Source organism: Streptomyces vastus (assembly GCF_039532825.1).
Lineage (GTDB): Bacteria > Actinomycetota > Actinomycetes > Streptomycetales > Streptomycetaceae > Streptomyces > Streptomyces vastus.
Map to the genome: position 1 here is coordinate 1 of NZ_BAAASJ010000066.1, position 21,298 is coordinate 21,298.

Below are 21,298 nucleotides of genomic sequence, written 5' to 3' on the forward strand. Positions count from 1 at the left end.
CCGGTGGCGTCGGTGCAGGTGGTCTGGTGGGAGGCCCGGCAGGCCACGTCGATTCCCAGGTGCAGTCTCACAGCGGTGTCCCGTCTTGGCGTGACAGCAGTTGGTCCGTGTCCGGGGCCTTCCGTCACGGCCCGCAGGGCACGCGTTCCGCAGGGTTGTGCTGACCGGACATTCGGTAGCAGTGGTCCACGCTCGCCGCGGCCACGGGTTCCCAACAGGGACGCACGCGCGTCGGGGGGTTCAACCAGCCGTCGATCAACGTGGAGAAGTCGTCTGTCAGCAGACGCTTCGGTCAGTGATCCAGCCGTGCCGGAAGAACCGGACCCGACGCACCCTACGCAGCCCCCGAAGATCCCGGAGAGCCGACACCGAATCTAAATGTCAGTGCGGCGCCGTAGGGTGGACGCGCTATGACAGAGCACTCACTCCCCGAACTCCTGCATGCCGCCGTCACAGCCGTCGGCGGTACGGAGCGCCCTGGCCAGGTGACCATGGCCGAATCCGTCGCGGAGGCCATCGACGCCGGCTCCCATCTGCTGGTCCAGGCCGGCACGGGTACCGGAAAGTCGCTGGGCTATCTCGTACCCGCGCTCGCACACGGCGAGCGTGTCGTCGTGGCGACGGCCACCCTGGCGCTCCAGCGGCAGCTCGTGGAGCGGGACCTTCCGCGCACGGTCGACGCGCTGCATCCGCTGCTGCGTCGCCGCCCCGAGTTCGCGATGCTCAAGGGCCGGTCGAACTACCTGTGCCTGCACCGTCTCCGTGAGGGCATGCCGCAGGACGAGGAGGAGGGACTCTTCGACCAGTTCGAGGCGGCCGCGCCCACCAGCAAGCTGGGCCAGGATCTCTTGCGGCTGCGGGACTGGGCGGACGACACCGAGACCGGCGACCGCGACGACCTCGCCCCCGGAGTCTCCGACCGGGCCTGGTCGCAGATCTCCGTGTCGTCCAGGGAATGCCTGGGCGCCTCGAAGTGCGCGTACGGCGCCGAGTGCTTCGCCGAGATGGCCCGAGAGCGCGCCAAGCTCGCCGAGGTCGTCGTCACCAACCACGCGCTCCTCGCGATCGACGCCATCGAGGGTGCCCCGGTCCTGCCGCAGCATGAGGTGCTGATCGTCGACGAGGCTCATGAGCTGGTCTCGCGCGTCACCGGAGTCGCGACCGGCGAGCTCACTCCCGGCCAGGTCAACCGCGCCGTGCGCCGTGCCGCGAAGCTCGTCAACGAGAAGGCCGCCGACCAGCTCCAGACGGCCGCCGAAGGCTTTGAGCGCCTGATGGAGTTGGCCCTGCCGGGGCGCCTGGAGGAGATCCCGGAGGACCTCGGGTATGCGCTGATGGCACTGCGCGACGCCGCCCGTACGGTGATCTCGGCGCTGGGGACGACACGCGACAAGTCCGTCGGTGACGAGGACGCGGTACGCAAACAGGCACTGGCCTCCGTGGAGTCGATCCACGATGTGGCCGAGCGGATCACGAACGGCTCCGAGTGGGACGTCGTCTGGTACGAACGTCACGATCGCTTCGGCGCCTCCCTGCGCGTCGCGCCGATGTCCGTGTCGGGTCTGCTCAGGGAGAAGCTCTTCGCGGACCGTTCCGTGGTTCTCACTTCGGCGACACTGAAGCTCGGCGGCGACTTCAACGGAGTTGGGGCGTCGTTGGGGCTGGCTCCCGAGGGCACGGAGGATGAGGACGTTCCGCCGTGGAAGGGCGTCGACGTCGGCTCACCCTTCGACTATCCGAAGCAGGGCATTCTGTACGTCGCCAAGCATCTGTCGCGTCCCGCGCGTGATGGCGATCGCACGGACATGCTGAACGAGCTGACGGAGCTGATCCAGGCGGCGGGCGGCAGGACGCTCGGGCTCTTCTCGTCGATGCGGGCCGCCCAGCTGGCGGCCGAGGAACTGCGCTCCCGCATCCCCGAGTTCCCGATCCTCCTCCAGGGCGAGGAGACCCTGGGCGAGCTGATCAAGAACTTCGCGGCCGACCCGAAGACCTGCCTCTTCGGCACCCTCTCGCTCTGGCAGGGCGTCGATGTCCCCGGCGCCAGCTGCCAGTTGGTCGTCATGGACAAGATCCCCTTCCCACGCCCGGACGACCCTCTGATGAGCGCCCGCCAGAAGGCCGTCGAGGACGCCGGGGGCAACGGCTTCATGGCCGTCGCCGCCACGCATGCGGCCTTGCTCATGGCCCAGGGCGCCGGCCGCCTCGTACGAGCGATGGGGGATCGCGGCGTCGTAGCCGTACTGGACCAGCGTCTGGCCACGGCTCGTTACGGCAGCTATCTGAAGGCGTCACTGCCCGATTTCTGGTACACGACGGACCGTAACCAGGTACGACGGTCGCTGGCCGCGATCGACACCGCGGCGAAGAAGGCCGAGGCGGCGGAGGAGACGGGGGAGTAGCAGAACTCCCCGCGCACACCGGCTCGGGCACAAACGCGAGCCCCGGAACCGGCGCAGGTGGTTCCGGGGCTCGGATCAGGGGGCGGAGGTGTGCCGCCCGCGGCTGTGCTCACACTCGCCGCAGCACCGCCACGACCTTGCCGAGGATGGTCGCCTCGTCGCCGGGGATCGGCTGGTACGCGGAGTTGTGAGGCAGTAGCCACACATGGCCGTTCTCGCGCTTGAAGCGCTTGACGGTGGCCTCGCCGTCCAGCATCGCGGCGACGATGTCGCCATTCTCGGCGACCGGCTGGCGGCGGACCGTCACCCAGTCCCCGTCGCAGATCGCGGCCTCGATCATCGAGTCGCCGACGACCTTCAGGACGAACAGCTCGCCGTCCCCGACCAGCTGCCGGGGCAGCGGGAACACGTCCTCGACCGACTCCTCGGCGAGGATCGGGCCACCGGCGGCGATCCGGCCGACCAGCGGGACATACGACGCGGCCGGCTTGCCCGCCGTGTCGGTGGGCTGGACCGTGGACTGGTCGGATCCCCGGACCTCGTAGGCGCGGGGTCGGTGCGGGTCGCGCCGCAGGAAGCCCTTGCGTTCGAGTGCCATCAGCTGGTGTGCGACCGAGGAGGTGCTGGAGAGGCCTACGGCCTGCCCGATCTCCCGCATCGACGGCGGGTACCCGCGCCGCTGCACGGAGTCCCTGATGACCTCGATCACCCGGCGCTGCCGGTCGGTGAGTCCGGAGCTGTCCGCCCGGATTCCGGGAGGTCGGCCCGGCAGGGAGCGCGTGGGCTTGGGCCCCTCCTGATTCAACGCTTCATTCATGGCATGCACCGGCTCGAGTCGGCCCTGGGAGCGGTCCTGGGCAGTGATGGTGGCACTGTCTGCGGTGGTGGTCACGGTCGGCCCCTCTCGTTCGTCTCCCTGCTGGACAACGGTAGTTGCTTTCGAAAGGTTGCGCCAAACACACGTTCGAGTGAAAGATTGCGAATCACCTGGCGTGATCATGTGCTTGGGTGTATGGCCAACACTGCACCTGGCGGACAAAACGGCTGATTTCTGTACTCTTCGCCGCCGGGACGACGACCTCGTGGGTCGGCGCCAAGTCTGCCATCCGGTATCCCGTCAACCGAATACCGGCCCCTGCCTGCGGCGCCCACGTTATCCCTGCAGGCCCCGGCGCCGGTATGGGTGTGCGGCACATGTCGAGATCGGTGTGGCGTGCGTGCTCGGAAGGAGCGACACGCGCGAGCCTGGGAAAATTTACGGCCAAACCCCAGATCTAGTGGTTGGATGGCAACAGCAGCCCAGAAGTTGTGGTCCCCCGGCTCCTTCGGGGTCTGATCATCGCCTATGCTGGGGACTGCTTCGAGGGGCGCAAGTGGCCTGTCGAGGCTATTGAGTCGTGCTGTGAAGGAGGGATGGAGTTCGATGCACTGCCCCTTCTGCAGGCACCCCGACAGCCGCGTCGTCGACAGCCGTACGACCGACGACGGTACGTCGATCCGCAGGCGCCGCCAGTGTCCTCACTGCTCCCGTCGGTTCACGACGGTGGAGACGTGCTCGCTCATGGTGGTCAAGCGGTCCGGAGTCACCGAGCCCTTCAGTCGTACCAAGGTCATCAATGGCGTGCGCAAGGCGTGCCAGGGGCGGCCTGTCACCGAGGACGCACTCGCCCAGCTCGGCCAGCGGGTCGAGGAGGCTGTGCGGGCCACCGGAAGCGCCGAACTGACCACCCATGACGTGGGGCTGGCCATTCTCGGCCCGCTGCAGGAACTGGACCTCGTCGCCTATCTGCGGTTCGCGTCCGTCTACCGGGCGTTCGATTCGCCGGAGGACTTCGAGGCCGCGATCGCGGAACTCAGGGAACAGACGCAGCGCCCCGCCGCGGACGACGATGACGCGGGCGAGGGGCGCCAGGGGGGCGACCGCGGGTCCGGAGGGGCTGCCGAAGTCCCCGTGCCCGCAGGCGCCGGCGACTGACCAGCGGGCCGACCTGCGTCGGCCGGCGGCGGTTCACAGACCTGTTGCGAGCAGTCGCCCATGCGCTGCGCGCAGCACCAGACACACACCGTGCCCCGGGAAGAACGAGGCACTTCAGGGCGTTTTGGCCCGATACAGGGAGGCGGCATGACAGAGACGGCGAGCGGTCCGGCACGGAGTTCCCGAGCCAAGGGCACCAAGGCGAACAAGGGGCTGCGGATCGAGCGCATCCACACCACCCCGGGCGTGCATCCGTACGACGAGGTCGAGTGGGCGCGTCGTGACGTCGTCATGACCAACTGGCGCGACGGCTCGGTCAACTTCGAGCAGCGTGGCGTCGAGTTCCCCGAGTTCTGGTCGGTGAACGCGGTCAATATCGTCACCAGCAAGTACTTCCGCGGTGCTGTGGGCACCCCGCAGCGCGAGGTGAGCCTCAAGCAGCTCATCGACCGCATCGTGAAGACCTACCGGAAGGCCGGTGAGGACTACAAGTACTTCGCCTCGCCTGCCGATGCCGAGATCTTCGAGCACGAGCTGGCGTACGCCCTCCTGCACCAGATCTTCAGCTTCAACTCGCCGGTGTGGTTCAACGTCGGCACACCGCAGCCCCAGCAGGTCTCCGCCTGCTTCATCCTGGCCGTCGACGACTCCATGGACTCGATCCTCGACTGGTACAAGGAAGAGGGCATGATCTTCAAGGGCGGCTCCGGTGCCGGCCTGAACCTCTCCCGGATCCGCTCGTCCAAGGAACTGCTGTCCTCCGGTGGCAACGCCTCCGGTCCGGTCTCCTTCATGCGCGGTGCCGACGCCTCGGCTGGAACGATCAAGTCCGGTGGTGCCACCCGTCGCGCCGCCAAGATGGTCATCCTCGACGTCGATCACCCCGACATCGAGGACTTCATCCAGACCAAGGTCAAGGAAGAAGAGAAGATCCGCGCCCTGCGTGACGCGGGCTTCGACATGGACCTGGGCGGCGACGACATCACGTCCGTCCAGTACCAGAACGCCAACAACTCGGTCCGCGTGAACGACGCGTTCATGAAGGCGGTCGAGAACGGCGAGAAGTTCGGCCTGCGTGCGCGGATGACCGGCGAGGTCATCGAGGAGGTCGACGCCAAGGAACTCTTCCGCAAGATGGCCGAGGCCGCCTGGGCCTGCGCCGACCCGGGCATCCAGTACGACGACACCATCAACCACTGGCACACCTGCCCGGAGTCCGGCCGTATCAACGGCTCGAACCCCTGCAGCGAGTACATGCACCTGGACAACACGTCCTGCAACCTCGCCTCGCTGAACCTGATGAAGTTCCTGAAGGACGACGGCTTGGGCAACCAGGCCTTCGACGCCGAGCGCTTCTCCAAGGTCGTCGAGCTCGTCATCACGGCGATGGACATCTCCATCTGCTTCGCGGACTTCCCGACCCAGAAGATCGCCGAGAACACCCGCGCCTACCGTCAGCTGGGCATCGGATATGCCAACCTCGGCGCCCTCCTGATGGCCACGGGCCACGCGTACGACTCCGACGGTGGCCGTGCCCTCGCCGGCGCCATCACCTCCCTGATGACGGGCACGTCGTACAAGCGCTCCGCGGAACTCGCCGCGGTTGTCGGCCCGTACGACGGCTACGCCCGCAACGCGCAGCCGCACCAGCGCGTCATGAAGCAGCACGCCGACGCCAACGCCGTGGCCGTCCGCATGGACGACCTGGACACTCCGATCTGGGCCGCCGCCACGGAGGCCTGGCAGGACGTGGTCCGTCTCGGTGCGAAGAACGGCTTCCGTAACTCCCAGGCGTCCGTCATCGCCCCGACCGGCACCATCGGTCTGGCGATGTCCTGCGACACCACCGGCCTCGAGCCCGACCTCGCGCTGGTCAAGTTCAAGAAGCTGGTCGGCGGCGGCTCGATGCAGATCGTCAACGGCACCGTGCCGCAGGCCCTGCGCCGCCTCGGCTACCAGGAGGAGCAGATCGAGGCGATCGTCGATCACATCGCCGAGCACGGCAATGTGGTCGACGCCCCCGGACTCAGGCACGAGCACTACGAGGTCTTCGACTGCGCCATGGGCGAGCGTTCCATCTCCGCGATGGGCCACGTCCGCATGATGGCCGCGATTCAGCCCTGGATCTCCGGCGCGCTCTCCAAGACGGTCAACCTGCCGGAGTCGGCGACCGTCGAGGACGTCGAGGAGGTCTACTTCGAGGCGTGGAAGATGGGCGTCAAGGCGCTCGCGATCTACCGCGACAACTGCAAGGTCGGCCAGCCCCTCTCCGCGAAGAACAAGGGCAACCAGAGCCCCGAAGCCACCGCGGCCGCCGAGCGGGCGGAGGAGACCATCCGCGGGACGGTCGAGAAGGTCGTCGAGTACCGCCCGGTGCGCAAGCGCCTCCCCAAGGGGCGTCCCGGTATCACCACCTCCTTCACGGTGGGCGGTGCCGAGGGCTACATGACCGCCAACTCCTACCCGGACGACGGTCTCGGCGAGGTCTTCCTGAAGATGTCGAAGCAGGGTTCCACCCTCGCGGGCATGATGGACGCCTTCTCGATCGCCGTTTCCGTGGGCCTGCAGTACGGCGTGCCCCTGGAGACGTACGTTTCGAAGTTCACCAACATGCGCTTCGAGCCGGCCGGTATGACGGACGACCCGGATGTGCGGATGGCGCAGTCGATCGTCGACTACATCTTCCGCCGCCTGGCGCTCGACTTCCTGCCCTTCGAGACTCGTTCCGCGCTCGGTATCCACTCCGCGGAGGAGCGCCAGCGTCACCTGGAGACCGGTTCGTACGAGCCGTCCGACGACGAGGTCGACGTCGAGGGTCTCGCCCAGTCCGCGCCCCGCGCGCAGGAACTGAAGGCCGTCGCATCCCCGAAGGCCGTGGTCGAGGCGGCCAAGCCCGCCCCGGAGCAGGCGCACACCAGCGCCGAGCTGGTGGAGATGCAGCTGGGCATCCAGGCGGACGCCCCCCTGTGCTTCTCCTGCGGTACGAAGATGCAGCGGGCCGGGTCCTGCTACATCTGCGAGGGCTGCGGCTCCACCAGCGGCTGCAGCTGATCCAAGACCGTGAGGGGCGGTACGGCCAGGCCGTACCGCCCCTCACGCTTGAGCCGGTCAGGATTCGTGGCGGCTGCCCATGGTCCTGGCGAAGGATGCCGGGTCCCCGTCGAAGCCTCGGACGCCGGAGTGGAAAGACCACTCTCCGGAGTCGTCGCGCACGAACTCGGCGACTGTCGCGGACGTCGCTCCCAGTACGCCGCCGAAGTCGTCCTCGGCGAGGACGGTGTAGCCCTCGCTGATGCGCAGTGAGGGGTGGCGCACCCCGACGAAGGTCCTCGGTCCGGAGCGCTGCTGGATGCAGACGCCGACGACAACGCGCGCGTACCGCTTGTCGAGACGGGTGAGCTCCAGGGTCATCACCTCGTCCCAGCCGAAGCCCTTGCCGTCCTTGCTGTCCCGGTTGAGGGTGATGGTGCCGTCCGGGGATCGGCTGTCGAAGTGCACTACGTAGTCGGGGTTTTCGTGTGTGTTCGTCGCCAAGTAGGTCGCGGCGACGAGGTCGAGATCGGTGGGCGGCTCGCCGGCGGGACTCGGGTCCCACTTCACCGCGACCTCGACCTTGCTGATGCCCTTGTTGAGGCCGTTCACCAGATCTCCCTCCTGGTCCCCTGTGACAGTCGCCCCAACTGCCGGGCAGCTGAGGCATGTTGTCCATCGTGTCACGCAACTGGAGGCGCTCGCGCGGATGTACTCCGCCAGAGCGTGACCAAGGCCACGTTCTGTGGCCTTACGATGGCGCGGTGCTGGTCAAGTGGATTCGCTGCACCGTGGTGGACCGCCGCGGTTTTGAACGGGGGCAGCGGAAATGGGCGGGGCTTCTGGGGGAGCCGGGGTTCCGGGGGCAGGGTGGGGGCTGGAGTCGGGGGCGACCCGGAGTGGCCCATGTCTTCGCCTTCTGGGAGAGCCGTGCGTTCTACGACTCCTTCATGGCCCGCTCCCATGACCGGCTGGCCGCCGCGCAGTCCGGCACCTTCAAGGATCCGCATATCAAACTCTTCGATCATCGCTTCGACGTGAAGACCGGCTTCGAGCCGCGCTTCACGGACGCCGACCTGGTACGGGTGGCGCACTGCCGCGTCCACGAGGAGAGGGCCGAGCACTTCGCGTTGATGCAGGAGAAGGTGTGGAACCCGGCGATGGCCGGCTCTCCCGGCATGGTGCGCGGGCTGTTCGGTGAGGCGCCCGGTCATGAGTTCCTGGTGCTGTCGATGTGGCAGTCGGCCGCCGAGCACGGCAAGTACCGCACCGAGCGCGTCGAGCGGCTTGCCCTGCGCGCCCAGATCGAGGCGGATGTGGCGGCCCTCGCGGGCGACATCGTGGAGCTGGAGCCGGGCTGGACGGTCTGAAGCGGTCGCGGACGGTCTGAAGCGGTCACAGTTGTGTGATCTCCGCCTTATGGAGCCCGTACGAGTGCTCGATCCGCTCCGATCCGATCTAGGGTTTTGGCATGGCACGACCACGGCGCATCGTCCTTGTCCGACACGGCGAGTCGGTGGGCAATGCCGATGACACCGTGTACGAACGCGAACCCGACCACGCACTGGCCCTCACCGAGACGGGATGGCAGCAGGCGGAAGAGACGGGCAAGCGGCTGCGGGAGGTGTTCGGTCATGAGCGCGTAAGCGTTTACGTCTCTCCATATCGCCGTACGCACGAGACGTTCCGCGCCTTCCATCTCGACCCCGAACTCGTGCGCGTACGCGAAGAGCCGCGGCTGCGCGAGCAGGACTGGGGCAACTGGCAGGACCGGGAGGACGTACGCCAGCAGAAGGCGTATCGCGACGCGTATGGGCACTTCTTCTACCGCTTCGCGCAGGGGGAGTCCGGTGCCGACGTGTACGACCGGGTCGGCGGCTTCCTGGAGAGCCTGTTCCGCAGCTTCGAGGCGCCCGACCATCCGCCGAACGTGCTCATAGTGACTCACGGGCTGGCCATGCGGCTGTTCTGCATGCGCTGGTTCCACTGGTCGGTCGCGGAGTTCGAGTGCCTGGTGAACCCCGGGAACGGGGAGATGCGGATGCTCGTTCTCGGGGAGGACGGCAAGTACACACTTGACCGGCCCTTCGACCGCTGGCGTGATCCGAAACCGTACGGAGTCACCGGACAGATTTGGCAGGGCGATGACCGCTGACTCCTCTCCCGACCGGCGCTTGGCCCGCACCCTGGCCTCCCTGGGCGGACTCGCGGTGGGGGACGCGCTGGGCTCGCAGTTCTTCGTGCCCGAGAACTACCCGCTGCTCAAGCGCCGTACCCTGCCGGCCGGCCCCTGGCAGTGGACCGACGACACCGAAATGGCCTGCTCCGTAGTGGCCGTTCTGGTCGCCCACCGCCGTATCGACCAGGATGAGCTGGCCCGCTCCTTCGCGGAGCGCCACGACTTCGACCGGGGCTACGGGCCGGCGGTCAACCGTCTGTTGCGGCTGATCCGAGAGGGCGGCGACTGGCGCGAGCTGGCCTCGGCCCTCTTCAACGGACAGGGCTCGTGGGGGAACGGCGCCGCGATGCGCATCGCACCCCTGGGCGCCTGGTACGCGGACGATCCGGAGCAGGCGACGCACCAGGCCGAGATCTCGGCGTACCCCACGCATCAGCACCGCGAGGCCGTGGCCGGCGCCATGGCCGTGGCCGCTGCGGCCGCGCTGGCCGCCGCCCCGGGCGGTCCGCCCAGCGCCGGGGCACTCCTCGACGGCGTCATAGCCCTCGTGCCGCGCAGCGCTGTCGAGGCCGGGCTGCGGCGGGCCCGGGACATGCTCGACTACGACGACGCGACGACGGTCGCCGCGGTGCTCGGCTGCGGGCGGCGTACGAGCGCACACGACACGGTGCCGTTCGCGCTCTGGTCTGCCGCACGTTCGCTCGGCGACTACGAGCGGGCTTTCTGGACAACCGCCCAGGTGGGCGGGGACGTGGACACGAACTGCGCCATCGTGGGTGGCGTGCTGGCCGGTGGTAAGGCGGGCACACCTCCTGCGGACTGGGCGGAACGGACGGAGGCCCTGCCGGGCTGGATGACGGAGCACCCGTAACTGTCACAGACCTGACACAGAGCCCCAGCTCCCCGCTGCGCGGGCTTACCCGCGGATACCCTGTCCGCCACGCCGCCCGTTGATCATCTCGGGCGTGCGCCGACGAGACACCGGTCCCCTGGCTTCCGGCCCAGCCACGTGCTGCGAGCCACCTGTGGACCGGTCGGGAGGGGGTCCCGTGCCAGACACGCCGTCCGAGGCCGAACCGAGAAAGCCGGGAGCTGAAGATGGAGGGGGTGCCGAGGGGAGCGCTGGTGAGGGCTCCGGAGGAGGGAGAGGCGCTGTCAGTGGGCGTACCGCCGCCCTGACCAAGAAGCCTGCCGTCGCTGCCGATGAGCCCGAGGATGCCGTCCCCGCGTCGTACTCCGGCGACGCCGCCTCGGAGGGCGATGCCGACGGGGACGATCCGGACCGAGGGGATGTCGACGACTGGGACTACCCGGTCGCCGAGTCCGCCTGGTGGTTCGCGGACCTTCAGGCGAAGTCCCCGGCGCCCGTCCGTCCCGCCACCCTTTGGGCCGCCCTGGCCACCGGCGTACTGAGCATGCTGCTGCTCGCCGACGGACTGGCCCTCAACCTCCTGCTGGTGGCGATTCCCGCCGCGCTCGCCGCGTACTACGCCGCTCAGGCGGCCGGCCGTGGCCCGCGGCGCTGGACGCTGGTGTGGGGAGTCGGCGGCCTCGCCCTGCTGACCGTGCCGGCGCTGCGCGACGCCGACTGGCCGACGTTCCTCGCCGTGGTGACCGCCGTGGCCGCGGGCTCGCTCGCGCTGCACGGCGGCCGTACCTGGCCCGGAGTGCTGTTCGGCCCGATCGGCCTGTACACCTCGGTTCTCACCGGGCCCGTCTGGGGCTGGCGAGGCCTGCGGGAACGATTCGGCGGTGCCCGCGGCAACCTGGGCCCGGTGCTGCGCGCGCTCGCGGTGGCCGCGGTTCTGCTGCTGGTCTTCGGGGCGCTGTTCGCGGGGGCCGACGCGGCCTTCGCGGATCTGCTCGGCGGCGTCATGCCGGACGCTTCCGTCTCCGGCGGCCCCTGGCACTTCGTCCTGCTGGTGCTCGGCCTGGTCGGCGCGCTGGCGGCGGCACACACGGCCGCTTCGCCCGTTCAGTGGGACCGCATCGAGGTGCCCCCGGGCCGGGAACGTGGCCGGGTCGAGTGGGCGCTGCCCCTGATCGTGCTCGTCGTGCTCTTCGCGGCCTTCAACGCCGTCCAACTCGCCGTCCTGTTCGGCGGATACGACACCGTGCTGGAGAAGACCGGCCAGAGTTACGCAGAGTACGCGCGCCAGGGATTCTGGCAGCTGCTCCTGGTCACGCTGCTCACCCTGCTGGTCATCGTCTTCGCCCTGCGCTGGGCCCCGCGGAACGGGGCGCGCGACTGGACGCTGGTGCGCGCTGTCCTGGGAACTCTCTGTGTTCTCACGCTCGTTGTCGTGGCATCGGCGGTGCGGCGTATGGACATGTACGTGGAGGCGTATGGACTGACGCGACTGAGGATCTCGGTGGTGACGGTGGAGCTCTGGCTTGCCCTGGTCATCGTGCTCATCATGGCGGCCGGCGTATGGGGAGCCCGCTGGCTGCCGCGTGCGGTGATGGCCAGTGCCGCCGCCGGTGTGCTCGCCTTCGGGCTTCTCTCGCCGGACGGCCTGGTCGCCGAGCGCAACGTCGAGCGGTACGAGGCCACGAGCAAGGACGGCGAGGGCAAGTTCGACGTCGACTACGCGCGCGGCCTGTCGGCGGATGCTGTACCGGCCCTCGACAAGCTTGAGGAGCCGCTGCGCTCCTGCGCGCTCGAGCCCATCGCGAGGGAACTGAAGAAGGAGAACAAGCCCTGGTACGCCACCAGTTGGGGTGAGGCCCGGGCCCGCGACATCCTCGAGGACAGGCCGCTGTCGGCCGAGGCGGACTGGAGCGAGTGCCTGCAACTCCGTGACGAGTTCCAGTACCGCTGAGGCACGCACCAGAACGTACAGGGCGGGCCGGACCGGCGTTCACGGGACCGCGGGTCCGGCCCACTCGTCCGCGTCAGCCCCCGGCGGGTCCTGCGGTGCCCGACAGGGCCTCGAGGTCGCTCTTGCGGACCCGGATCACCAGCGCGGCGACGACCAGGGCCAGTACGGCCATCGCAGCGGCCGGGATGAAGGCGGTGGATATGCCCTGGGCCAGCACCTCATTGCCCCAGGGAGCCGGCAGTTGCTGCGTCTGCGCGAACTCCGCCTTCTGCTCCGGCGAGGCGTTCGCCACGAACGCGGGCAACTGCTTCTCCGCCTCGTCACGGCTTGCCGTGCCGAAGACCGTGGTCAGGATGGACAGACCGAGCGAACCGCCCACCTGCTGCGTGGCGTTGAGCAGGCCGGACGCCGCGCCCGCCTCGTGCTGGGCCACACCGGAGACCGCGGTGAGCGTCAGCGTCACGAAGTTCAGACCCATGCCGAAACCGAACACCAGCATCGGGCCAAGCACTCCGCCGGCGTACGAGCTGTCGGGGCTGATGAAGGTCTGCCAGCCGAGTCCGATCACGGAGAGCACCGAGCCGACGACCATGAAGGGCTTGGGGCCGAGTACGGGCAGGAGCCGCTGCGAGAGGCCCGCTCCGAAGGCGATCGCGACCGTGACCGGGAGGAAGGCAAGGCCCGCCTCGATGGGCGTGTAGTCCAGCACGTTCTGCACGAATAGCACGATGAAGAAGAACATGCCGAACATCGCCGCGGCCAGGCTCAGCATGATCACATACGTGCCGGAGCGGTTGCGGTCGGCGAACATGCGCAATGGCGTGATCGGCTCCTTGGCCCTGGACTCGATCAGTCCGAAGGCCAGCAGCAGGGCCGCCGCCGCCCCGAAGGACCCGAGGGTGAGGCTGTCGCGCCAACCTTCCTCCGAGGCCCGGATGAAGCCGTAGACGAGGGACGCCATGCCGAGTGTCGAGGTCAGCGCGCCCGCGATGTCGAAGCGCCCCGGATGCCGTTCGGACTCGCTGATGTAGAGCGGCGTGAGGAACGCGATCAGCAGGCCGATGGGTACGTTGACGAAGAGCACCCAGCGCCAGTCGAGCCACTCGGTGAGCATGCCGCCGGCCAGCAGACCGATCGCGCCGCCGCCGGCCGAGACCGCGGCGAAGACACCGAACGCCCTGTTGCGTTCGGGACCTTCGGGGAAGGTCGTGGTGATGAGCGCCAGCGAGGTGGGCGACGCGATCGCGCCACCGACGCCCTGGAGAGCGCGTGCGGCCAGCAACTGCCAGGGTTCCTGGGCGAAACCGCCGAGCAACGAGGCAAGTGTGAAGAGCAGGATGCCGGTCATGAAGACCCGGCGCCGGCCGAGGATGTCGCCGGCCCGGCCGCCGAGCAGCAGCAGGCCGCCGAAGGTGAGCGTGTACGCGCTGACCACCCACGTGAGGTCGGTCGTGGAGAACTTGAGCGCGTCTTGAATGTGCGGGAGTGCGATGTTCACAATCGTGGCATCGAGTACCACCATGAGTTGGCAGGCCGCGATGACGGTGAGCGCGATGCCGGGATGCCCCTCCCGGCGGGCCGCCCCTGGCTTCTGGTCCTTTGTCAGTTGAGAGGTTGTCACTATTGGGTCCCCCACAAGTACGTTAGTGAACGCTCGCGTTCACTGTCGCGTCAACGTTAGTGAGTCCCCGTCAGTGAACGCAAGCGTTCACTGAATCGCTTTCGTGTCGTGTCACCGGTCCGCTCGCTCTTCCCCGAGATCCCCGCTCCCCCTGCACAACGGAGACACTCAGATGGCTACTTCGCGCTTGACGGCCGCCCCCGCTCAGCCGGCCTCCCTGCGTCGGCGCGGCGCCGTACTCGAACGCGCGATCCTCGAGGCCGCGCTCGACCAGCTCAGTACGGTCGGCTGGAACGGCCTCACGATGGAGGGCGTCGCCGCGGGAGCTCAGACCGGCAAGGCCGCGGTCTACCGTCGTTGGCCGTCCAAGGAGGATCTCGTCGTCGACGCGCTCCGGTCCGGGCTCCCGGAGTTGGAGCACGCGCCCGACATCGGCAGCGTGCGCGAAGAACTCCTGGATCTCTGTCGCCGGGTGCGCGAGGTGATGTTCTCGCGCACCGGATTGGCGCTGCGCTCAGTGCTTTACGAATGTGACTTCGGTACGGCCGAGCGCTTCCACACCGTGATCCTCGAACGGGTCGTGGAGCCGGGTGCTCGGCTCGTTGAGGAGATCGTTCGCCGTGGGATCGCGCGGGGCGATGTGCGACCCGAGGCTGCGAACAGGTACGTCTTCGACACCATGCCGGCGATGATGATGTACCGCTCGAAGGTGTGCGCCTGTGAATGGAACGGGCGGGAGCTGGAAGCCATGGTCGACCAGTTGATGCTTCCGCTGCTGCGGCCGAGTACGGCATGACGTGATGCCGGCACCGCGTTCGAGTGGCGGCTGAATTCCCTCTGTGGTTGCCCGGGGAAACCTGGGTGTCGCATGGGCTTCCGGGCGGCGTACTCTGGTGCCGCCATGGCGTACGAAGCACCCACTCACACCGTCGAGCGCTCCTTGCGCGCCACCACCGGAGCGAAGGTCATTGCCGGTGTCGACGAGGTGGGGCGCGGCGCGTGGGCCGGTCCGGTCACCGTCTGCGCGGCGGTCACGGGGTTGCGCCGCCCGCCCGAAGGCCTCACCGATTCCAAGCTCCTCACCATCAAGCGGCGTACCGAGATGGCCGAGGAGCTGGCGAAGTGGGTGACGTCGTACGCCCTGGGACATGCCTCTCCGGAGGAGATCGACGACCTGGGGATGACGGCCGCGTTGCGGCTTGCCGCCGTACGCGCCCTGGATGCCCTGCCGGTTCGCCCCGACGCGATCATCCTCGACGGGAAGCACGACTATCTCGGCACTCCTTGGCGGGTCCGTCCGGTCATCAAGGGCGACCAGTCGTGCGTGGCCGTCGCGGCGGCCTCGGTGATCGCCAAGGTCGAGCGTGACAAACTGATGGCCGAACTGGGCATCGAACATGCAGACTTCGGTTTTGCGACCAACGCCGGGTATCCGTCACCCGTGCACAAGGCCGCGCTGGAGTTGCGGGGCCCCACCCCGTACCACCGGCTCTCGTGGGCGTATCTTGATGCGCTGCCCCAGTGGCGGCACCTCAAGAAGGTCCGCAGTTGGGCGGACGGAAGCGTTCCGGAGATCGAAGGTCAGCTCGGCCTCGACTTCTGACGGTTCCGCTCGCACTCATGTGCCACCCGCCGGGGCGAGTCACACCGGCGTTTGATAAAAATCAGCTCATGCCTCTCATTCCCGAGGAGCCTCAGATTCACGAGAGTGCCCAGGGTCCCCGCGCCACTCCGGCCAACGGCCGCAGCGCGCCGACCCCCCGCCCCGTACCCGGTCCCCGTCCCGCGGCTCCGCCGCGTCCCGGTCGTCCGGGTGCCGTCCGGCCGATGCCGCCGGCGCAACGTGCGCCGCGCGACACGCCTGTGGCCAAGCCGGAGCCATCCGCTCCGGCTGCCCCCGCCGCTTCCTCCGCTCCGCAGATCCAGCTGATCCCGGCCTCGGCGGAGGGGGCACTGGATGCCGCCGAGGAAGCAGTCGACCTGCTGCTCGACACGGGCCGTGCCCCCGGTGAGGTGCTGGTGATCACCACCGGCGAGCCTCATCCGTGGGCCGCGCACGAGTTGTCCTTCGGCGAGGCCGCGTACTGGGCCCAGCACGACGCGGGCGACGACGTCTTCTACGCCGACGCCTCGCTCGCCGGTCGTGTCGCGTCCCGCCCCGTGGTGGTCGTCGCCGTCAACGGCGGTCCCGACGCTGCCGCCGCCACGGCCCTACCGCTGGCCCTCGGCCGAGCCGGCGCCCTGCTGATCGTCTGCGGCGACCCGCAGAAGATCAACTCGGTGCTGGGGGCAGAGGTCTGAGAACCCGCTTCCCTCGAAGGGGGTGGGTGCCGCTACGGCGGCATGTGCACGATGGGTGGTTTGACGTGTGCCGGTACGGGGGGGCCGTACCGGCGCGGCCAGGGTCGCCGTGCCACGGCTTCATGTGGGTTGCCGTCGAGGTTGTCGTGCGTCGGTACGTCGCCGGGGCCGGGCTTCACGCACCCGTCGCAGGCGGCCGCGACTGCTGGCGGCGATCAGTCGGGCTTCGTCGCCGGGTCAGCGGGCCGCCGCGCGGCGCAGTACGTCCGAGGCGGCGCCCCCGGTGCGCGGCTGGGGTGCCTCTGCCGTGGCGAAGGACTCGAAGGACTCCGGCGCCGAGTCCGCGTTGGGATGACGGCCGCCGCGCCCCTCGCCCAGGACCTGCCAGCCCTCACCCGTCAGCGTGATGTACGCCCCGCAGCGCAGGCCGTGCAGCGTGCACGCGTCCCGTAGCCCCCACATCCACGCCCCGTCCTCCTCCGTCCAACGCGCGTCGCCCTCACGGCAGTAGAGCAGCACGGCCGTACGAACCGGGGTGCGGCGCCGCAGATCGTGCGGGATGACCCGGCGCAGCTGCGCGAGCAGTGCGTTGCGGAACATCCAGCCGTCCGCCGGGGCCGGACGCCGGGTGAACGAGGCGCTCGCCTGCAGCCGTTCCTCCGGATCGAGGACGGCCACGATGGCGGTCGCGGGCCGTGGGCGATGCCGGGAATGCAGCCCGGTGACGACCTCCCGGGGACTGCGCAACAGCGGAATCCCCGCGGCGGCCCACTCGGCGGGTTCGAGCATCCGGGCCAGTGAGTTGGCGGACGCGGCGGACGTCGGCATCGATGCCGCCGGGGACGGAGCGAATCCGAAGGTCACGGTCCTCCCTTCGGCTACGCGCCCATGCTGAGGGCGGGGTCGGACGGGGGAGCGCACCGCGGCAGGGCCCTACCGGGCTTCGGACAGGCCATGCGGGGCGCACCCCCAATTCTTCCTGTCGAACTTGATTGCGGCAACGAGCAATCAGGGCCGCTGCCTGCTATCTGGGGATGCGTCTCATATATCCCCGCACAGTGCCCTCCTTGCCGACGCATAAATCACGCCTGCACGGCGAGCACCAGCGGCAACACCTCCTGCGCACCGGTTCTCCGGAGCATGCGTGCGGCCACCGCGAGCGTCCAGCCGGTCTCGGTCAGATCGTCCACGAGCAGTATGGGGCCTTGGGCCCCCGCGAGGGCCTGGGCCAGGTCGGGCGGCACGGCCAGCGCCCCGTCGAGCGCCTTGAGCCGCTGCGCGCTGTTGCTCCTGGAGGTCTGCGCCGCCTCGGCTCCAGCGGCATACTCCAGGGAACCCAGCAGTGGCATGCGTCCGATCTCGGCGATCCGTGCCCCGAGCGACTGGATCAGACGCGGCCGGCTGTGCGAGGCCATGGTGACGACGCCGACCGGGCGCGGCTGTGCGTCGGGGCTCCCTGAGGCCCAGCCGCCGGGCCCCTTCGCCCAGTCGGTCAGCATTGCGATCACAGCTTTCGCCACATCGTCCGGAACGGGTCCGTCCGGTGCCTGAGGCGCCAGCATCGGCCGCAGCCGGTTGCCCCAGCCGATGTCCGAGAGCCGTCCCAACGCCCGCCCGGTCGCGGCCTGTTCGCCGGCCGGGATGCGTCCCTTCAGATCGACGCCGATCGAGGGCAGGCCCGTCGGCCACATCTTCCGGGGCTCTACCTCGATACCCGCGCGGCCGAGCTCACCGCGCGCCGAGTCCAGCGCGGCAGGGGAGACCGCGTCGGCGAACTGCTGACCGGCGCAATTGTCACAGCGGCCGCACGGGGCCGCCCCTTCATCGTCCAACTGCCGCCGCAGGAACTCCATCCGGCAGCCGGTAGTCGTCACGTAGTCACGCATCGCCTGCTGCTCGGTTGTCCGCTGCTTGGCGACCCAGGCATAGCGCTCGGCGTCGTACGTCCAAGCGGCGCCCGTGGAGATCCAGCCACCCTTGACCCGCTGGACCGCGCCGTCCACGTCCAGGACCTTGAGCATCGTCTCCAGCCGGGACCGGCGCAGCTCCACCAGTGGTTCGAGCGCGGGCAGCGAGAGCGGCCGGCCTGCCTGCGCGAGGGCGTCCAGCGTGCGTCGTACCTGCTCTTCAGGAGGAAAGGCGATCGAGGCGAAGTACTGCCAGATCGCCTCGTCCTCCCTGCCCGGCAGAAGCAGCACCTCTGCATGGTCCACACCACGCCCCGCCCGTCCCACCTGCTGGTAATAGGCGATCGGAGACGACGGTGACCCAACGTGCACCACGAAGCCCAGGTCGGGCTTGTCGAAGCCCATGCCCAGCGCGGATGTGGCGACCAGTGCCTTCACGCGATTGGCGAGCAGATCCTCCTCGGACTGCTGCCGGTCCGCGTTCTCCGTCTTTCCGGTGTACGACGCCACCGGGTGCCCGCACTGTCGAAGGAACGCGGTGACTTCCTCAGCTGCGGCCACCGTGAGCGTATAGATGATTCCGGAGCCGGGCAGCTCGCCGAGGTGCTCGGCGAGCCAGGCCATCCGGTGAGCGGCGTCCGGCAGCCGCAGCACGCCGAGGCTCAGGCTCTCCCGGTCCAGCGGGCCGCGCAGGACGAGGGCGTCCGTGCTGCCACCGGTGCCCAGCTGCTCCGCCACATCGGCCGTCACGCGCGCGTTGGCCGTCGCGGTGGTGGCCAGGACCGGTACGCCGGGCGGGAGATCGGCGAGCATGGTGCGCAGCCTGCGGTAGTCCGGCCGGAAGTCATGGCCCCAGTCTGAGATGCAGTGCGCTTCGTCGACCACGAGGAGGCCGGTCGCCGCAGCGAGCTTCGGCAGTACCTGGTCACGGAAGTCGGGGTTGTTGAGACGCTCCGGGCTCACCAGGAGCACATCGACCTCACCCGCGGCCACCTCGTGCTGGATGGTGTCCCATTCCTCGGGGTTGGACGAGTTGATGGTCCGCGCGTGGATCCCGGCGCGTGCGGCCGCCTCGACCTGGTTGCGCATGAGCGCGAGGAGCGGGGAGACGATGACCGTGGGGCCCGCTCCCTGCTCACGCAGCAGCGCGGTCGCGACGAAGTACACCGCGGACTTGCCCCAGCCGGTGCGCTGCACGACCAGGGCTCTGCGCTTGTCGGCGACGAGTGCTTCGATGGCTCGCCACTGGTCCTCGCGCAGCCGGGCGTCGCCCGCCCGGGCGCCGACGAGGCGGGCGAGAACGGTATCGGCCGCAGTGCGCAGGTCTTCGTGGGTCATGGCCCCATGGAACCCGATGGGTCGGACATCGCGCGAACGCGTCCGCCGGACTGTGGACACTTCTGACACGGTCATGATCGTGGTTATCCACAGGGCAAAGCGGAATCTGAAGATCCGCGGGATGGTCGCCACATGACGAATCACAGCGAAGCGGCCGGGACTTCCGGCAACGGTGACATCAGCGGGCACGACGGGCGTGGAGAAGGGGGCGAGCGCGGCGGCCATGGGGAAAATCGCCTGGGTGGAGGCGCCGACGGTGCGGGGCGCGATGCGGACGGTGTCCCGTGCGCCGAGCACCAGGTCACGCTCCGTACCCCGGCTGAACTGGCCGATGCTCTGCCGTACTTGCTCGGATACCGGCCCGAGGACAGCATCGTGCTCGTCGCCCTGCACGACCGGGACGGGCGGGGCCGGTTCGGCGGGCGAGCACGGCTCGGCATCCCTGGCAGCGCGGACGACTGGCCGGCCGTGGCCGAGCAGTTGGCGCAGGGCCTCGTCAAGGGAAGCGAACGCAGGGGCGCACCGGTCGAGAGCATGGTCGCCTTCCTCTGCCAGGACCCCGAGGACGGCGAGTCGGGGCAGGAGGTCATGGGACGCCTGCGCCCGCTGGCGCAGTTGCTGCGCACGGCATGCGGCGCTCTCGACGTCCCCGTGGTCGAGGCACTGTGCATCTCGGACAACCGCTGGTGGTCGTATGTCTGCCCCAGTGAAGAGTGCTGCCCTTCCGGTGGTACGCCCATGGGTCTGCCCGGCACCTCGGTCCTGGCCGCCGCGGCGACGTACGCCGGTCTCCAAGTACGGGGTTCACTACGAGAGTTGAGGGCACGGCTCAGTCCCTGGGAGACCGCGGCGGCGCTGGAGCAGGAGTCCGCGCTGAACGCCGTGAGCATGACTCTCATTCCCAGGATCCTGGACGACGAGAGCCGTGTGGACGTGGCGGACCAGACGCTGGAACTGGCCGACCGGCTCATGCGCCGGTTCGCCGACGCGCCGACCTTGTCCGGCACGCTTCCGGTGGATCTCCGCGATGACGAGCTACTGGCCCACGACGAGGCCGCCACTCTGATCCTCGGCCTCCAGGACCGCACGACGCGCGACAGGGCGGCGGAGTGGATGGAGGGCGACGAGGCGGGTCCGGCGTTGCGCCTGTGGCGCGCCCTGGCGCGCCGCTGTGTCGGTGCGTACGGAGAGCACGCCGCGGCGCCGCTGACCCTCGCGGGATGGGTCGCCTGGTCCTCCGGCGACGAGTTGGAGGCTCGTGAGGCCCTCGCCATGGCGCTCGGCGCGGATCCCGGGTATCTCTTCGCCCGCCTTCTGCATCAGGCGTGCAACGAGGGTCTGGATCCCGAGTCGATCCGCCGGTGCCTTCGGAAGGAACGCGCCGATCGCGGCGGCGCGGTAGCGGGGTCCGAGGCGGGCGTTTCCTCGGCGCCACCGGCCGGAACCGACGGGTCGTCCGGTCAGACCACGGCACCGCCGCCACGGACGACGTCCCGTCGCCGACGCAGGACGCGGTCCACGGGCAGCCCCGGCAGCAGCCATCCGAGCCGACGCTCCGCCGGGCCGGGAGGCACGCGCCGCCCCCGGCCCGCCGCCGACGGCTCCATGACGGCGGAAGGGCGCGGCCGGGTCGGCGACAGCACGGGTAGCGCTTATCGATCCCGGCGAGGTGCCGGACGTCGTGAAACAAGGAGTGACACATGAGGGTGGGGGAGCGGTACGG

At 69.2% G+C, this 21,298-nt stretch carries 16 protein-coding genes; 11 read left to right on the forward strand and 5 right to left on the reverse strand.

All coding sequences use genetic code 11. From position 1 onward, the window contains the following. Window positions 1-410 precede the first annotated feature (410 nt). On the forward strand, window positions 411-2,402 hold the full coding sequence (locus tag ABD357_RS25920) for an ATP-dependent DNA helicase (RefSeq protein WP_344393331.1): 1,992 nt from the start codon (window positions 411-413) through the stop codon (window positions 2,400-2,402). A 109-nt stretch (window positions 2,403-2,511) separates the two neighbouring features. Here ABD357_RS25920 and lexA read toward each other — a convergent pair whose 3' ends face one another. Further along, a complete protein-coding gene (lexA, locus tag ABD357_RS25925) occupies window positions 2,512-3,294 on the reverse strand; it encodes a transcriptional repressor LexA (RefSeq protein ID WP_033318887.1) in 783 nt (260 codons plus the stop codon). A 531-nt stretch (window positions 3,295-3,825) separates the two neighbouring features. Between lexA and nrdR the strand changes: the two genes are divergently transcribed. Both nrdR and ABD357_RS25935 read left to right on the forward strand, forming a co-directional pair. Beyond that, window positions 3,826-4,377: a transcriptional regulator NrdR gene (gene nrdR, locus ABD357_RS25930; RefSeq protein WP_344393333.1), complete on the forward strand. Its 552-nt coding sequence runs from the start codon at window positions 3,826-3,828 to the stop codon at window positions 4,375-4,377. A 147-nt stretch (window positions 4,378-4,524) separates the two neighbouring features. Further along, entirely contained in the window at window positions 4,525-7,428 is a 2,904-nt protein-coding gene (locus ABD357_RS25935; RefSeq protein ID WP_344393334.1) for a vitamin B12-dependent ribonucleotide reductase, read from the forward strand. Window positions 7,429-7,485: 57 nt separating this feature from the next. Here the strand turns inward: ABD357_RS25935 and ABD357_RS25940 are convergent, their stop codons facing one another. After that, complete coding sequence (locus ABD357_RS25940) at window positions 7,486-8,019, reverse strand: TerD family protein (RefSeq protein WP_344393335.1); 534 nt, start codon at window positions 8,017-8,019, stop codon at window positions 7,486-7,488. Window positions 8,020-8,171: 152 nt separating this feature from the next. On the opposite strand from ABD357_RS25940, the gene ABD357_RS25945 reads away from it, so the two are divergent. The 4 genes from ABD357_RS25945 to ABD357_RS25960 all read left to right on the forward strand — a co-directional run bounded on the left by ABD357_RS25945 (window position 8,172) and on the right by ABD357_RS25960 (window position 12,408). Next, on the forward strand, window positions 8,172-8,777 hold the full coding sequence (locus ABD357_RS25945) for a YdbC family protein (RefSeq protein ID WP_344393337.1): 606 nt from the start codon (window positions 8,172-8,174) through the stop codon (window positions 8,775-8,777). A 101-nt stretch (window positions 8,778-8,878) separates the two neighbouring features. After that, window positions 8,879-9,562 carry a histidine phosphatase family protein gene (locus ABD357_RS25950; protein WP_344393338.1) on the forward strand — a complete coding sequence of 228 codons (684 nt, stop codon included), beginning with the start codon at window positions 8,879-8,881 and terminating at the stop codon, window positions 9,560-9,562. Next, on the forward strand, window positions 9,552-10,457 hold the full coding sequence (locus ABD357_RS25955; RefSeq protein ID WP_344393341.1) for an ADP-ribosylglycohydrolase family protein: 906 nt from the start codon (window positions 9,552-9,554) through the stop codon (window positions 10,455-10,457). The genes ABD357_RS25950 and ABD357_RS25955 overlap by 11 nt, the downstream gene beginning before the upstream one ends. 178 nt (window positions 10,458-10,635) lie before the next feature. After that, window positions 10,636-12,408, forward strand: coding sequence for a DUF4153 domain-containing protein (locus ABD357_RS25960; protein ID WP_425585006.1), 1,773 nt, complete (start codon window positions 10,636-10,638; stop codon window positions 12,406-12,408). A gap of 73 nt (window positions 12,409-12,481) precedes the next feature. On the opposite strand, the gene ABD357_RS25965 is transcribed toward ABD357_RS25960, so the two are convergent. Next, a complete protein-coding gene (locus ABD357_RS25965; RefSeq protein ID WP_344393343.1) occupies window positions 12,482-14,029 on the reverse strand; it encodes an MFS transporter in 1,548 nt (515 codons plus the stop codon). Window positions 14,030-14,201: 172 nt separating this feature from the next. Between ABD357_RS25965 and ABD357_RS25970 the strand changes: the two genes are divergently transcribed. From ABD357_RS25970 to ABD357_RS25980, 3 genes are all read left to right on the forward strand, one after another. Further along, on the forward strand, window positions 14,202-14,825 hold the full coding sequence (locus ABD357_RS25970; RefSeq protein WP_344393345.1) for a TetR/AcrR family transcriptional regulator: 624 nt from the start codon (window positions 14,202-14,204) through the stop codon (window positions 14,823-14,825). A 105-nt stretch (window positions 14,826-14,930) separates the two neighbouring features. Beyond that, complete coding sequence (locus ABD357_RS25975) at window positions 14,931-15,632, forward strand: ribonuclease HII (RefSeq protein ID WP_344393346.1); 702 nt, start codon at window positions 14,931-14,933, stop codon at window positions 15,630-15,632. A 68-nt stretch (window positions 15,633-15,700) separates the two neighbouring features. Further along, a complete protein-coding gene (locus tag ABD357_RS25980; RefSeq protein WP_344393347.1) occupies window positions 15,701-16,330 on the forward strand; it encodes a hypothetical protein in 630 nt (209 codons plus the stop codon). Window positions 16,331-16,567: 237 nt separating this feature from the next. On the opposite strand, the gene ABD357_RS25985 is transcribed toward ABD357_RS25980, so the two are convergent. Then, the gene (locus ABD357_RS25985) at window positions 16,568-17,194 is read right to left on the reverse strand and encodes a hypothetical protein (RefSeq protein WP_344393348.1); all 627 of its coding nucleotides are present in this window, start codon (window positions 17,192-17,194) and stop codon (window positions 16,568-16,570) included. A 218-nt stretch (window positions 17,195-17,412) separates the two neighbouring features. Beyond that, window positions 17,413-19,575: a RecQ family ATP-dependent DNA helicase gene (locus ABD357_RS25990; RefSeq protein WP_344393350.1), complete on the reverse strand. Its 2,163-nt coding sequence runs from the start codon at window positions 19,573-19,575 to the stop codon at window positions 17,413-17,415. A 132-nt stretch (window positions 19,576-19,707) separates the two neighbouring features. Here ABD357_RS25990 and ABD357_RS25995 point away from each other — a divergent pair, with 132 nt between their 5' ends. Beyond that, the gene (locus ABD357_RS25995; RefSeq protein ID WP_344393351.1) at window positions 19,708-21,279 is read left to right on the forward strand and encodes a DUF4192 domain-containing protein; all 1,572 of its coding nucleotides are present in this window, start codon (window positions 19,708-19,710) and stop codon (window positions 21,277-21,279) included. Window positions 21,280-21,298: the final 19 nt, after the last annotated feature.

Coding starts and splice junctions, on each gene's coding strand:
- ABD357_RS25920 (WP_344393331.1), top strand. CDS start 411: ATGACAGAGCACTCACTCCCCGAACTCCTGCATGCCGCCGTCACAGCC.
- nrdR (WP_344393333.1), top strand. CDS start 3,826: ATGCACTGCCCCTTCTGCAGGCACCCCGACAGCCGCGTCGTCGACAGC.
- ABD357_RS25935 (WP_344393334.1), top strand. CDS start 4,525: ATGACAGAGACGGCGAGCGGTCCGGCACGGAGTTCCCGAGCCAAGGGC.
- ABD357_RS25950 (WP_344393338.1), top strand. CDS start 8,879: ATGGCACGACCACGGCGCATCGTCCTTGTCCGACACGGCGAGTCGGTG.
- ABD357_RS25955 (WP_344393341.1), top strand. CDS start 9,552: ATGACCGCTGACTCCTCTCCCGACCGGCGCTTGGCCCGCACCCTGGCC.
- ABD357_RS25970 (WP_344393345.1), top strand. CDS start 14,202: ATGGCTACTTCGCGCTTGACGGCCGCCCCCGCTCAGCCGGCCTCCCTG.
- ABD357_RS25975 (WP_344393346.1), top strand. CDS start 14,931: ATGGCGTACGAAGCACCCACTCACACCGTCGAGCGCTCCTTGCGCGCC.
- ABD357_RS25980 (WP_344393347.1), top strand. CDS start 15,701: ATGCCTCTCATTCCCGAGGAGCCTCAGATTCACGAGAGTGCCCAGGGT.
- ABD357_RS25990 (WP_344393350.1), bottom strand. CDS start 19,575: ATGACCCACGAAGACCTGCGCACTGCGGCCGATACCGTTCTCGCCCGC.
- ABD357_RS25995 (WP_344393351.1), top strand. CDS start 19,708: ATGACGAATCACAGCGAAGCGGCCGGGACTTCCGGCAACGGTGACATC.